General features: G+C 49.5%; 7 protein-coding genes. 1 reads left to right on the top strand and 6 read right to left on the bottom strand.

Annotated features, from left to right (window positions below; genetic code table 11):
- Window positions 1–394 precede the first annotated feature (394 nt).
- The 6 genes from AB4Z29_RS19325 to AB4Z29_RS19300 all read right to left on the bottom strand — a co-directional run bounded on the left by AB4Z29_RS19325 (window position 395) and on the right by AB4Z29_RS19300 (window position 13,892).
- The gene (locus AB4Z29_RS19325) at window positions 395–2,092 is read right to left on the bottom strand and encodes a sugar ABC transporter (RefSeq protein WP_441944639.1); all 1,698 of its coding nucleotides are present in this window, start codon (window positions 2,090–2,092) and stop codon (window positions 395–397) included.
- Between the two features lie 102 nt (window positions 2,093–2,194).
- Complete coding sequence (locus AB4Z29_RS19320) at window positions 2,195–3,835, bottom strand: response regulator transcription factor (RefSeq protein WP_441944638.1); 1,641 nt, start codon at window positions 3,833–3,835, stop codon at window positions 2,195–2,197.
- Window positions 3,836–3,853: 18 nt separating this feature from the next.
- Window positions 3,854–5,578, bottom strand: coding sequence for a sensor histidine kinase (locus tag AB4Z29_RS19315; RefSeq protein ID WP_441944637.1), 1,725 nt, complete (start codon window positions 5,576–5,578; stop codon window positions 3,854–3,856).
- A gap of 305 nt (window positions 5,579–5,883) precedes the next feature.
- A complete protein-coding gene (locus AB4Z29_RS19310; protein WP_441944684.1) occupies window positions 5,884–8,199 on the bottom strand; it encodes a beta-galactosidase in 2,316 nt (771 codons plus the stop codon).
- Between the two features lie 195 nt (window positions 8,200–8,394).
- Entirely contained in the window at window positions 8,395–10,368 is a 1,974-nt protein-coding gene (locus AB4Z29_RS19305) for a glycoside hydrolase family 2 protein (RefSeq protein ID WP_441944636.1), read from the bottom strand.
- A 185-nt stretch (window positions 10,369–10,553) separates the two neighbouring features.
- A complete protein-coding gene (locus tag AB4Z29_RS19300; protein WP_441944635.1) occupies window positions 10,554–13,892 on the bottom strand; it encodes a DUF5107 domain-containing protein in 3,339 nt (1,112 codons plus the stop codon).
- A 233-nt stretch (window positions 13,893–14,125) separates the two neighbouring features.
- Here AB4Z29_RS19300 and AB4Z29_RS19295 point away from each other — a divergent pair, with 233 nt between their 5' ends.
- On the top strand, window positions 14,126–14,962 hold the full coding sequence (locus tag AB4Z29_RS19295; RefSeq protein ID WP_441944634.1) for a helix-turn-helix domain-containing protein: 837 nt from the start codon (window positions 14,126–14,128) through the stop codon (window positions 14,960–14,962).
- Window positions 14,963–14,986 lie beyond the last annotated feature (24 nt).

Genomic DNA, 14,986 nt, shown 5'->3' with positions numbered 1-14,986 from the left:
CTTTTGATTGGACAACAGATACGGAGATGTCGTCTGGTTGGAGCGGTTGCTGCTGTGACATGATTTGTTCCTCCCGCTGGATGAGATGCGAAACGCGGTCAGCCTGTTGCCAGGCGCGTGTGCTACCTGCGTTCCTTATACCAAAATTATATCAGCGCGCCAAAAATCGAAGTAGCTAACAAACCCAACATTCATGGCACAAATGCAACCACTTTTAAGGCACGCATGCGTAAAAGGCTTTAGGCACGTATGCGTAAAAGGCTTTAGCCGCGCATGGCGGCATGCGCTCATTTCGCGATGAAATATAAGCAAGGTATACGAGGGTAGAAATATCCATTCCCTTAATACGAAATAAAAAAGCGGCCCAAGGGACCGCTCTCGCATGCTGGTATTATTATTTCGCAACGCTAGAATACCACTCATTGACTTCCTTCGTAATATCGTCGCCGCCGGATGATTTCCAGCTTTTCACGAACTCGTCAAACGCATCTGCAGGTTTCGCGCCATAGATGATTTCATTGAACGTTTGCGCTTCGATTTTTTTCAGATAGTCCATGCGCGACTTCATGGTTTTGGTAGGAGGACCAACAAACATATCCTTCTTCGAAATCGCTTCTTGCTCCATGATGACCGTTGCCGCAAGCGCCGTTTCCGGTCCATATTGCGCGATAACCTCTTTCTCGCGGTATGTTGTGGCTTCCTTGCCTTCTGCCAGGTTAAGCAGTGCTTTGAATTGCGCGTCTGGAATGCGTGCGCCGTCACGAACGACAAAGTAACGCAGCGGAGCGGTGATGGCACCGCCGGGAACATCATCCAAGTACAAAGCTTTGCCGCTTGCGTCAAGCGCGTAATCGTAGCCCTCGAACGCGCCTAGCTCAAATGGGCTTCCCGCTTGCGGGTCTGCAAGATTCTCGAACAGGTAGTTCTCATACGTAAAGAATGCTTCCGGGTTTTTCATGTCTTTGTTAATTAGAATAACACCGTTGACGAAATGGGTCCCGTGACGCATCGCCGTTCCGTCTTCGCCCGTCGGAATCGCATATGGCTTCCATACTGCGCCCTCTACATTTTTGGCGGTATCCAGGAGCGGCCAGCCGCTCATCCAATAAGGACCAGGAATAATGCCTGCCGTTCCGGCAACTGCCGGCTCTGAGGTTTTGTTCTCATCCCATAGCGCTGCTTCTTTCGGGATGTAGCCTTTGTCGCGCCATTCTTTCAGCTTCACGAGACCTTGCTTAATGCCGGCATTCGTAGAGCCATATTCAAGTGTGCCGTCTTCAGCTAGATTCCACTGCGCCGGCAATGTGCCGTAAGCGCCGAATACCCATGACGGATCACCCATCCACGTATTCATCGACGTTTTGAAGCCAACGCTTAGCGGTACGACTTTATCCGGTGCCAATCCTTGCGGATTGTTATTTTTGAACGCTTCCATTACGGCTTCAAGCTCAGCAATGGTTTTAGGCGCCTTCATATTAAGCTTATCAAGCCAGTCTTGGCGAATCCACAGCAGGTAATCGCTATTGTACGCGTAATCCAGCAATGGAATTCCCATGCGCTTGCCGTCGTTCACGTAAGCATTCCAAACGCCTGGATCAAGGTTCATCGCCGTTTTCCATTTCTCGCCTGCGTATTTATCAAACAATGCGCCAGCATCCTGGAACATGCCTGAATCGATAAGATCCTGTGCAAGCAGCTTGTCATTGATTACGGCAATGTCCGGCATTTTTTGCCCGGAGGACATCGCAAGCCGCATTTTGGTCGCGAATGCGCCATTTGTATCCGTCACAGACCAAAGCGAATCTACTTTTACGCCAAGCGTATCGAGTGCCCATTTCGTTGCCACATTGTTTTCAATCGTTTCGCCCTCGCGGAACGTAAGCGCCGGATCGACTCCCCATACGGTAGAGATCGTAACTGGCGGATCATATTTCTCTTTGTAAGGGTTTTCCTCATTGCCCGCGGCAGCGTTGCCATTCGCTGTATCAGACGGCTCCGCTTTGCTTCCGCTGTTCGAGCATCCAACGATGGCAGAGACGATCAGCAGCATGCAAACCGCAAACGTAAATCGTTTTTTTATTATCGTATTCATTGTAATCCCCCTCATGATTATGTTCTACACGTTTCATTATAGGTCTGAGGGCAGACCGAGCCTATGACACAAAGCGAACATATCAGCACCTTTTGCAACCATTTACTGCTCTCGGAACTCCTGGGGAGTCATGCCGTAATATTTTTTGAATGTTTTACTGAAATATTGCGGATTCTGGTAACCAAGCTCGCTTGTAATCTCATAGATCTTTTTATTCGTGTTTTTGAGCAAATAGAGAGCCCGTTCCATCTTCATGCCAATAATCCACTCGCTTAGGCTCTCTCCCGTTTCCGCTTTGAATACTTTCGAGAGATAGACCGGATGAAGGAAGACGCGGTCAGCGATCGTTTTCACGGTCGTATCCTGGCTTAGATTGGTCGCCACGATTTCCTGCACCTGCTTCACGATGAAGCTTTTGGCGCTTTCCTCCTTTACAGACAGCTCGCTTTGGAGCTTGTTCAGGACGCCGATCGCCCATTCCTCCAAACGATCCGGGGACAAGACCATCGTCTGGTCCAGAATAAAGTCGATGCCCAGCTCATTAATCTGCGATACGTATTGGCCCTGCCGATGCGCAATATACATAAAGGCGTTCGTCAACGCCAAATAGAYCTCGTAAAGATGCTCGCGCGAATATCTGGTTTCCTTCAAATCCGCAAAAACATCTTTGATTTTCTGCTCTACCGCATCCCAGCGCTTCGATTCCAGCAGCGTAATCATCGTTGGCGGCTTATATAGAGTTTCCATTGATTTTACGAAAATATGATCCTTGCCGACTCGGTCGTCCAAGAAATGGACCGAATGCTGTTCTTCATTCGCTATCATGAACATGGCGCCAAGCCCCGCGCGGTAAGCCGTCGTAATCGAATCAGGAAATTCGAACCAATCGGTCACAACGATAGAGATTTCCCCCTTGAGGTAATTGCTCACATTCGCCCGCAGCATTTTCGTTGCCTCCGCCAGCTTTGTTTTGCGCAAGCTTCTGCTCTCAGCGCTAAATTCAGACCTCTCATCCGTTTCGTATCTCGGCTGAGCCATAATAAGCAAATACTCATGCGGCGCTTTGCAATGCCAGACGTTGAAATGATCGGCGAACGACTCCTCGGCGATATTGCCGACCGCAAATTCCATCAGAGAGGAAGAGCTATAGTCCAAATGAGAGAATTGCTTGCCCAGCTGCACGAGCATCATTACTGTCGGTCTCTCCATCAATAACGGAATTTCATATTGCGACAGCTTCTCCTTTATCGTCTTCGGAGAGAGCTGCCTCCCCAATACGAGATCGACCATAAAATTCGCGCGCAGCACCTTGAAATCCGATTTGCGGTCGTACAGCAGCTGCTGGTATTTCTCTGCCTGCTCCCATTCATCTTTTAGCGCTTCTATTGCTCCTGAGACGGTCTTAACGAATTCGTCGTCGTTCACCGGCTTCAGAATATAATCAAATGCTTGCAGCTGCACCGCCTTCTTCGCATATTGAAAATCTGAATGGCCTGTCAGCAGGACACATTTGATATGCGGCCAGCGCTGCCCGATTTCCTGAACGAGCTCTAGTCCGTTCATCTCCGGCATGGCAATATCCGTAACGACGATATCAATGGCATTCTCCTCAAGCAGCTCCAATGCTTCAAAGGCTGATGCCGCTTGATAGACGCTCTTCACCCCGATAGATGACCAAGGAATCGTTTTCTCCAAGCTTCCGGTTACATAAGACTCATCATCGATCAATAAAATTTCAATCATTGGCATTCCCCTCTTTCTCTAAGCTGTCGACCAAGTAATCATGACTTTTAATCCACCGAGATTGGAAGAAGAGAAGCTTACCCCTGCAGTTCCGCGGAAGCGCAAATGCATGCGCTGGTGTACGTTCCATAGCCCGCAGCCCATATTCTCATCCATTTGATGCTGCATCTTGTGCTGAAGAATAAGCATCTCCTCAGCACTCATTCCTTTTCCGTCATCCTCAACGATCAACCTTGCGCCATCCTCGAACCATTCTCCGGTAATCCGAATGCTTGAAGCATCCGACCAAGCCTCAATCCCGTGGATGACCGCATTCTCCACGAGCGGCTGCAGCATTAACGGAGGAATCTCCAGATGCTGCATTTCCTGCGGCATGTCGATGGAGTAATGCAGCCTTGCCATGCGCATCTTTTGGATCTCCAAATAGCTAGTGACGAAGCTTATTTCCTCCGACATCGCAACAAGATCACGTTCCTGCCTCGTCGTATATCGGTAATAGTTAGACAAATGATGGGACATCGCAACGACGGCTTCGTTTTTCTCCAGCTTGGCCATACTCGATATGAAAGAAAAGCAATTATAAAAAAAATGCGGGTTAATTTGCGATTGCAGCTGTTTAAGACGAGCCTCGCGCACATGGATCTTCTCCAAATAAACCGTTTCGAACAGCTCCTGGATTTGAGCGACCATGAGATTGAATCGCGTATATAGAAAGCCGAACTCACTCCTGCCGCGCGGCTTCATCCGCACGGAATAGTCGCCGTTTTTCAGCTTCTGAAAGCCGATAACCAAACGTTTGATTGGTACCTGAACCTGCGCATACAATAGATAGGCAGCCGTGCAGCAAAGCAGCAGCAAGCCTGCCATAGAGACGTAGAACAGCTGATTCGTTTTTTGGATTGGCCTGATGATTTCGGAAATCGGAATGTAATCGATCAAATACCAGCCGATCATTTCTGATTTGACGATATTGACCATATATTTCTCCTCGCCTACTTGAACCGTTCTGCTTTCCATATCCTGAAGCGGTTCGGCCTGCAGCTCCGATAGAACCAGTTCCGTCCGTTCCTTATTCACAGAGCGGTTAAAAATGGTCCCCACGTTCTCCATGTAATAAAACGGTTCTCTTTGTCCTCCGCTCTTGAACTTATCCAGCATATCCTTAATATTCGAGCTATCGAACTGTACTTCTATGATCAGGTTCGCGCCGCTCGGATCCAAGTAACTAGAATACGGCATGACCGCATAGCGGGAGAAGACATAATGCTCGCTCTGTCCTTGATCCACCGGTTTTACCTGCCAGCCCGGCTTCAACCGTTTTTTCAAATCGGCGTCATCATACATGATGGCATCCCTATCCGTAATATCCCGATGCAAGATAGGCGAATAAATATGAAGGCTGCTGGTCCACTTCGACGAATTTTGCTGAATGGCGAGCTTCGTTTGAATTCTTTTGATCAACGTTATCGTATTCAGACTGAGTTCATTCATCTCGGTAAAGAAGTCGCGAAGGGAGGCAATATCGGGGTCTTGAATGAGCAGGTCCGGCCAAATTGCCAAAGAGTCAATCGTCGTATTAACCTCGTTCTGAAAAAAAACAAGCTGGTTCGTGTTCGATTTGTTCAACTCTTCGCGCAGGACGTCCGTGCTCGTCTTGTTGGAATAAAAATAAAGGAGCAGGATCGGCGTCAGCATGATGATGATCAAAGCGACGATCTTGGTAAAGAGATTAATTTTAGGCATTACGGCTTCGCACCTCTGATGGATGTGTTAGGGGCAGCTTATTGCGGCAATTCTCGCCCTCTTCAACATACGTGGACACTACGAATATATCAACCTGCAAAATCAAAACATATGCAATGTTTTCGCAACTCTTTCCAGAAGGATTCCCATATGCTGCGCAAGCGTAAACGGCTGAAGCTGTCCTCTGGCGGCTTTGCTTACGTTTCGCGTAGAAATATAGAGAAAGTTGGCGAAATGATATACTTTCCTCTATTTCAAAAAAACCGGAGTCTCGGCATAACAGCCGAAATTCCGGTTTTCTATGATTAATTAAAAGCTTTATATAAGGCCACGGTATAATACGGGATCGGCTCAATGTTATGGAATACCGCAATTTCAACGCCTTCAAACCTCTCGACGAGTGCTTGGTTCACGAAGGTGTGTACCGTACCTTTGCGAAGAGGCGTGATCGACAGATGCAGCTGCTTATGCTCCAGATCATCCTTGAATTGCTTGAGCCCAATCGGCCAAGCCTCTCCGTAATGAATATGGTCCGTAAGCATTTGGTTACCCAGGTGAGCAGCCGCTACATCGCCATCATACTCCACTTTCAGAAAGACATCAGATACATGGTTTGGCCAATTGGTGTCCAGCTCGACTAGGGCGCTGCGTTCAAGCGGCTTATTCACCGTCACCGCAGGCTCGTAGATCGGAACCTCAACCTGATACGTTTGAAACAAACCTTCCTGCTTCGCTTTAACCGTTCCCACGCTAGCAAGCAAAGCTTGGTCCGGCAGCGCAGGAGTAATGGATACGTTCCAGCACGCCTGGCCTTCAGAGGTCGCAACGAGGCACTCATCCTTTGCGTAAAGGCGGCTGTCGCTAATGACAAGCCTGTCCTCGCCCCAAAGTCGGAACTTATAGGTTTGAAGCGCCTCTTCTCTAGTAAGAACGAGAACGCTCACCTTTTGGCCATTAGTCAGCACCAATGTGAATGCATGCTCTTTGCCGACATGCGGCGCAACAATGATCTCGTTAGCTTCCTCTACAGCCTGCGAGGCATCCAGCGCAACGGATGCAACACTCGTACGACTGAATACGAGCTCAGGCGCAAGCGACGGATGAGCATAAAAGACAAGCATAGGCTGCCCATCTACGTCCAGCTTCGTAAGCGGTTGAACGGTCGCACTCACGATGAGCGCCCCTCCCCATTCGATGTTGAAAGGAAGTACCGCGCATACATCCCGTTTCAATGTGAGATGTCCTGAACGCGGGAAAGCAACTTTACCCTGCGCCGTGTCCAGTTCAATCCGTACCCCTTCACGGTCAGGAAGCTCCAGATGATCTTGGAAGTTGTTCAAGAACAAGAAACCCGAGCCGTCCTTCTGCCGTACGCACCAGCGCAGCGATTCCGTGTCTTCCGGGTGAATAGCCGACTGTCCTTCCGGCAGCACCGTACCCATCGGCGCCAATTTCGAACCGAATGCATCCATAAACAAAGACAAGGAACGGATACGGTCATAGGATTTGCCGACTCTTCCGAATTCACCTAGCGGTGATTGATAGTCGTAGGTGATTTTCGGAAGTCCGTATTCGTTAAGAAAGCCATGCTTGCCTACCGGATTAGAACCCCCATGGTACATATAATAGCCTAACAGATTGCTGCCGCTAGCCAGCTTGACCAGCGTCATCGCTTCTACGCTCTCTGCGCTTACATTCGGACGAGCGGTGTAGCTGACCTGCATGCCGCCCGCCATCTCGCAATAAGCGACGGGATAATCAAGCGTATCGTAGTTGACTTCCTCGGACGGCTTCACATGCAAATCCCGGTAAATATACTCACCGCTCGGCGGCTGATTTGGAATCCATGGCGTATAAGCATAACCTGCAAGCATCGGCAGCGTATCTGTCTCTGGCACGGCTGCCCCGCCCCATGCCGTAGCTGTGAAGAACATCGGCGTAATGCCTGCCTCCTCTGCGATTCGGCGCAGCTCGGACAAATGCGCGTTGCCGCCTTTCCCTGAGCTCATGAATACGCCGGCTTTATAGCCCCAAGAATCAAGCGGCGCACCGCAGTGCATATATTCATTCTCCAGTTGGACGGCAATGACAGGCCCTCCTTCAGCAAATAATGAGCCTTTGACTTGCTTGGCTATCTGTCGGTATAAACGCTTTGCATAGGAGAGATACAGCTCGTCATTCGAACGGATTTCTAGCGGTTTGCCGAATACCCAGTCGGGAATGCCGCCGTTTCTAACTTCACCGTGGCAGAATGGTCCTATGCGCAGCACAAGCGGCAGCTCATGCTTCGCACAGAGATCTACGAAATGACGTAGATTGCGATTCTCGCTCCAATTAAATATACCTTCCTCTTCCTCGTGATAATTCCAGAAGATATAGGTAGCGATGACATTCACGCCGCCTGCCTTCATCTTCAGCAGCTCTTCCTCCCAATGCAAATATGAGAATCGCGAGAAGTGGAATTCACCTACGACCGGAATAATGGGCTGATCGTTGCGCAGCATATAAAAATTTGTAAATCCAAAGCTTTCGCCCTTTGGGTTCGAGCCTTTGTTGCCAGCCAGCTTGCCTGGCCTAATCTCTTTATTCGGTCCGTCTAGCTTGAGCGAGTAAGTGGTCATAAATGTGATTCCTCCTGTAATAACGCCTAATCTATTGCTTTGCTTCATTAAGAAAGTACCTGGCTTATGTCTGCGTACCAAACATAGTTGATTCGTCATGATAGGAACCCCTGTTAGCGTAACAAACCAAGGGCTGCCTTTACAGGGTATATTCACAACATATTGGTTGCTTATACAACTACCATAGTTATGCTGCTATTCCGCTGCTGCAAAGGTGAGCCTGCCATCTAATACGGAGGATCCGGTTGGGCGGCAAATTTCGAAATCAAACCCGCTTCCCGTAAAAGTCTCACTCGCTGGAAGTACGAAGCTCCATTCCTCGCCTGGGCTCAAAGACGGAACAGCATATACACGGCTTCCATTCTCATTAGCCAGCGTCAGCGAATAACCACAGATCGCATGTCTCGGTATGTCGTCTCGGACTTTCCATACGACCGTTAACAATCCATTACGATCTGTATAAGCCTGCTTCCATGTAATGGGCGAACCTAACTCGCGAAGCGCCTGATAAGAGGGCTTAGGCTCTCCATACACATCTGTCGCGCCATGCACCCTTTGCCGCAATCTGCCTACGCCTTCTTCTCCCATCTGCGTACGGTAATCATTGAGACTGAAAAAGATAAGCGCCGCAATTCCCTCATGCTTGCGATACTCCTCGGTCTTCTCCTGCAAAATGCTAATCCGACGCTCGTCTCCGCCCGTATAGACCGGCTCGCATAAGCCGAATTCCGCAACAACAAGCGGCTTATCCGGATACGCTGACTCGATCGTTTGAATGGTCTCCGGCAAATCCAAATCCCCATGCCAAGTTCCGATATAATCATTCCACATGAGCAGGTCGCCTTCGCCCGTCGCATCGCTCTCCGGTCCGAAATGGATGGAGTTGCTCACGTAATTAATGAACCGATGCTTGTCCAGCTCCAGCATATGCTGCTTCAGATTGTTCATGTAGCTGACGGTGCGCTCATCCTGACCGTTCAGCTCATTGCCCATGCCCCACGCATAGATTGACGGATGATTGTAATGCCGAAGAATCATTTCCTCCGCATGCTGCTTCGCGATCGGCAATATGCTGTCACCCGGCTCTCCTGGCTGCTGCCAATGCGGAATTTCCTCCTGCACAAGAAGTCCGTTCCGATCGCACCAATCCAGCAGTCGGCTGTCCTGCTGCCAGTGAAACCTCGTAATGACGCAATTCGCGTGCTTGATTTGCTTCAGTACTTGAATCAGATCCTCTTCCGTCTCCGCCATGCCTCGGTCCGGATGAGAGCCCGGCATCCATTCCACGCCCATTAAACGCACAGGCTCGCCATTAAGCAGCATTTGATTGCCCGCTGTCTTAATCTCGCGAAAGCCGACATGCAGGCTCAACTGATCTTCTTCGGCGTTGTCCGACAGCAGCGTGATATGAAGGTTATACAGATGGGGGTGGTCGAAATGCCAAAGCTCCGGCTTCTCGATCCGCAGCTCTTTCAGCTGCAGGATACGATTGTGCGCAACCGTATCATACCGCTCGCTTGCGATTAGCTGACCTTCCCGCCAAACGGACAGCTTTACGGTCAAGGACAGCTTCTCTTCAGGCACAGAGTGCCAAAGCTTTATTTCGCCCTTGATTATGCCCTCGTGCGCGGAGTGCTTAGGCGTTGCGAATAGGGGGATGGCATCCACCTTCGCGTAATCGATAGCGAACTTCCCTGTCACGATCATCGAAACGCCCCGAATAATGCCGCCGTCGTCCGCCCAATCGAAGCTGTTCCGAATCGGCAAAGCATGCTCGCTATTCTCGTTTTGAACAGAGACGACAAGCCGATTAGTTTGACCATGCATGACAAAAGCAGAGATATCAACCACGAATGCCGTGTAGCCTGAACCGCCGTGCGAGCCAGCCTGCTTGCCATTCACCCAAATAACAGCATCTCGATACACCGCATCGAATTGCAGGCGAATCGTCTTCCCTATCCATTCCTCCGATATGTGCAGATCGCGGCTGTACCAAGCAAGCCCCCGATACTCCTCCAGTCCCTGCTCGATGTTCCACGTATGCGGAATTTGCACGGCGCGCCCATCCGGCAATCCACTCTCGAACCAGCATTCTTCCATGCCGAGGCCCGCAGGGTCCGCTTGAAACTTCCATTGCTCCGTTAATGCTGTCGTCGTCCGTGTAGACATGTCCTGACTCATTCCTTTTCTCATAAAATGAACATACGATATTCAGAAAATAAACAAGAGATATTTAGAAAACCAACATAAGATATTTAGAAAATAAACATACGGTATTCAGAAAATAAACATACGGTATTCAGAAATAAACATACGGCATCCAGCCGATATATCCGCTGGATACCGCTTTATCCTTACACGCCCATGCGTTTATGAATGGCTGCTCCCTGATGGCTGCGATCCATAGCTATAGCAAGCTCGAATTGCTCGGCCGCTTCCTGAATTCGACCTAGCCCCAGATGGCCAAGTCCCATCATGAAACGGCAATGGATCACATTCCGTTGGTTCAAATTTTCGTCAAATACGAGGAAATCAGGCAGCGATACCGCAAAATAATCGATTTTGACATCATCGAACAAATGCTTTTCGGCAAAATCGATCAGCTTATTGAAGCGGCGCTTTGCCTCTTTTTCATTCGCCATCTTCAACCATGCCAAGCCTTGGTAGAAAATCATTTCCGGCGGCTGGTCATTATAGTACATGGCGCTTGCCGGCTCTTCAAGTCCGTCCGACGCCGTCTTGAACGCCGCTTCTGCTTCTGCCTGTTGCTCGAGACCCTCGTACGCGCAGCCTAGGTAGTAATACACATTGTTTTCCTGCGCGCCAGCCAGCTTTGCTTCGCCAAGATTGTCTGGGTTATCGAGTGCCTGCTTAAGCAGCTGTAGGGCTTCGCTATAATCGTTCGCTGCAAGCTTTTTCTTTGCCAGCTCAACGAGTGCAAGCACGTATTGCCCAAGCGTCTTGCCTTCGCCGCCCTCCCAAGGGTGGAATCTGCGTAAAGCAAGCAGTTCGATTGCTTCTTCGTGCTTCTCAAGAAGATTATGCAGCGTTACATATTCCAAATACAAATCATCCCTAGCCTGAACGAGCGGCAAATGCTGCTGCAGCAGCGCTAATCTTTGTTCTGCCCCTAGGTCTATTTTCTTGTACAGCTGATCTAATTCATAGAACACGCGAGCGTCGGACTGGTCGCACATAAACGCCGCTTCCAGTGATTTTCTTGCTTTAGCAGCATCATTCAGCTTGTTGAAGTAAGCAAGCGCTACATTGCGGTGCGCAACCGAGAAGGATGCATCGCTTACGATTGAGCTTTCCCAGAGCGCTACGGCTTCCAAATGGCGTTTCTTGTCGTAGTAAAAATTGCCCAGGAAATAAAGAGCTTTGGCATCCTCCGGACGCGCTTCGACAACATACAGCAGCACTAAAAGATCGAATAGGCTGTTCGGGAAGCAATAGTCCGGGTTCGCTTGATTGCCAGCCGTCAAATAAAGGGCTGCCGCTTCCTTGTTGCTTTGCTTCGCATAGCAATAAGCGAGCGTATAATGAACCAAAGGATAAACATCTGATTGAGCATTCGGTGCGATATAGTGCAGGACTTCGATAGCTTCGGCATATAGGCCGGCTCCCGCATAATCAGATGCAAGCGCCATATGATTATGGACGTCTCCACGCAGCAGCGACTGCAAGTCCTTCAGAACGTGACTCGCTTCTGCCTCGTTCCCCGCTTCCTTGTAAGCCAAATACAGCTCGTTGTAGGCACCGAAGTCGGCAATGTCTAGCTTAAGCGTCTCCGAAGCATAGGCAATGGCTTCTTCCAGTCTGCCAAGCCTGCGAAGCATCGCTGTTTTTAAATCCCTTGCTTTGTAGTTGCGGGAATTGCGGATCAAGGAACGCTCCGTAAGCTCAAGCGCTTCGTCATAAGAGCCTTTCTCCGAAGCAATTTGCGCCAATGTGAAATAGCCGCTGTCCTGCCATGCTGCTGACCACACCGATTTGTATAATGCGGCAAAAGCTTCCTCCAATCGCCCTTGATGCTTCAGCGATACGCCAAGCTGGTAATAAGCTTCGCTGTCATAAGGATTCGGATTACGCCAAGTCAGGCGTCCAATCGCCTTGCGGAAATAGGCTTCGCTCTGCTTAAACATTCCTCTGCGAAGCAATAGCGTGCCATAAGCAACATTGATGCACGCATCGGATTCATCACGCTTCAGCCCTTCCAAGTAATATGCCTCCGGTTCAAATGTCGCATGGCGGTATTGTTCTAGATGAAGGCCCGCAAGGTACAGTTCTTCGTTTGTTTTGAGCTCCTGCGGCTCTGGCAGCGGCTTCGCGGCATCGGGCATTTCTTCGATGCCGGGCTTCTTCGGCTGGTAGCTGACAAGCAGCTGCCCTGAGGCATCCTTCACCGTAAGCTGCAAATCATGCTCTTGGTCGTCCGGGTGCAGGGGAACGATTGAAGTGAAGGTTAAGCTTGGCGACAAGTCTGCTGTTTCCAGCACATAATTTCTGCGGCTGCTCTTCAGCTCGATTGTAGCTCCCGCGCAATGAGAGGTCGCATAAGCGTAAATCGTCGCAGTTCCCGCTTGCGGATCTACCTCGACGTTAACCGCCGCGTCGATCGTAGCGTTTTTGACGACGCCAATGTTTTTATAGGGCATGAAGTATTGTTTAAATGACTTCTCCTCATAAGGCTGCAGCCACGTGAAATCCGGTTGATTATCCGTATATACGCCGGTCATCAGCTCAATGTATGGTCCATCCTCGTCCGTTAGGCTGCGATCCCAAGCTTGACCGAATTCACCGTTGCCCCAAGTCCATTGCTTCTTGCCTGGGGAGATATGGTGGTTCGCTACATGCAGCAGACCTGCCTGCACGGAATGATCGTAACCGCCGACGAAATTATAATCCGATTTGTAAGCCATATAGGAGGTAGGAACCGGGATGTTTTTATACCTTGAAATATCTACGCCATCCGAGTAATCCATTTTATAATAGGTGCCTGTTGCAATCGGGAACTTCGATACGTCGCGCTTGCCATGGTCGAATACGGCTGTTACGTCCGGAGGAAATACCGACTGTGTATGGTCGTTTACCGCAACGGCGGGGTTCGCCCACCAAAGGAAGGTTTGCGGCTCCGGCGTACGGTTGTAGAGCTGTGCATGAATTTCCAAGTAAGCCTTGCCGGGATGCAGCGTAAAGCCTGCCGTTACCTTTGTTCCGTACATACGGTCGATTTCACTGACCCATACGGTTGCGCTGCCATCCTCATTTTCCTCCAACCGGTATTCTACGGGGCCGAACGTATTCGGACGGTGATGCTGCGGCCAGTTGAACTCGATACCGCCGGAGATCCAAGGACCAGCCAGCCCAACGAGCGCCGGCTTAATCACCTGATTGTAATAAACAAAATCATATTGATTCGTTTTGTCTATCGCCCGGTAAATACGTCCGCCAAGCTCCGGCATAATGGCAATATGCAAATACTCATTCTCGAGAAAGACCATCTGATAAGGCTTTGATAACTTCTCATCTTCAATCTTATCGATAACCGGATGCGGATAGACGCGGCCGGAGCTTCCTTGATAGACGCGTTTTTCCAAAAACATCGGATTTTTATCGGGTTTGCCTACGCCATAGGTTGGAATGTGTACGACTTCCTCCCACACGCGCGCCCGTTGCTCGTTCTTATTCAATGCACTCACTCCTCATGGTCAGTTAACGATCCTATAGCTATACCTTACTGGAGCGGAACCATCCTTACCATTGATTATCCGCTGTTCATGATGGATGATACTCTGATTTTTGTTGATTTCAATAACTTGTTTTTAAACTAGCAGGAATGTAAAATACGTTTAGGCCAAACAAAGGAGGTCGAAGTCCTATTCTTCGAAAAGCAGAAGGCTTCCACGACGAAAAAATCATCGTATTGCCTCCCTATCAACTGAACGAAATAATCTCTCATCCGCTAATCAGCGATACCTATATAACCGATATCGGCTACTATCGACGTGCTAGAAGCCATTATCGCGAACGGYCGCAGGGCAGCGATTCCTATATTTTGATCTTTTGCGTAGGCGGAAAGGGCTGGATCAAGCTTGCCGGCCATAGCCCACTTATATTGATGGAGCAGACCGTTGCCGTTATCCCGCCGGACACCCCTCACGAATATGGGGCAGATGAAAGCGATCCATGGAGCATTTACTGGTTTCACCTCAAAGGGGAGCAGGTTGCTTCACTTATACAAAGCAGCGGGCTTGAAGCCGGACCGATTCATGTTTCCTTAACCGATTCCGACAAAATCAGGGAGCTTTTCAATCAATGCTACGATTTGCTTTCATCCAAGGCTTATTCGGCATCGCATCTCATTCATGTGTCGCATACGATGCGTTATTTGCTCAGCTTCATCGGGCTTATACCGCGCAGAAAGCAGGAGGCCAAGACACAGGCTTACATTGAGCAAGCCATCCTGTACATGCAGGAGCGGCTTGAGAAGAACATGACTATCGATGAGCTCATCTCGCATATATCCATTTCCAAGCAGCATCTTAATCATCTGTTCAAGCAGTCGACCGGCTACGCCCCCATCGATTATTATTTGCGGCTCAAAATGCAAAGAGCTTGCCAGCTGCTTGATTTGACCAACAACAGCATTAAGGAAATCAGCGTGTCGCTTGGCCTCAGCGATCCGTATTACTTCTCCCGCTTGTTCAAAAAAATTATCGGCGCCTCCCCCTCCGACTATCGCAGCAAGCTGAAGGGCTGATGACCGGCTTGATCCAAAGCAAAC

It is taken from the genome of Paenibacillus sp. 2TAB23, from assembly GCF_052115165.1.
Taxonomy (GTDB): Bacteria; Bacillota; Bacilli; order Paenibacillales; family Paenibacillaceae; genus Pristimantibacillus.
This window is presented reverse-complemented; position numbering and strand designations above follow the sequence as displayed.

What these genes read in the sequence shown, in the direction of transcription:
- AB4Z29_RS19315 (WP_441944637.1), bottom strand. Translation starts at nt 5,578, where the DNA reads ATGCCTAAAATTAATCTCTTTACCAAGATCGTCGCTTTGATCATCATC.
- AB4Z29_RS19305 (WP_441944636.1), bottom strand. Translation starts at nt 10,368, where the DNA reads ATGTCTACACGGACGACGACAGCATTAACGGAGCAATGGAAGTTTCAA.
- AB4Z29_RS19325 (WP_441944639.1), bottom strand. Translation starts at nt 2,092, where the DNA reads ATGAATACGATAATAAAAAAACGATTTACGTTTGCGGTTTGCATGCTG.
- AB4Z29_RS19310 (WP_441944684.1), bottom strand. Translation starts at nt 8,199, where the DNA reads ATGACCACTTACTCGCTCAAGCTAGACGGACCGAATAAAGAGATTAGG.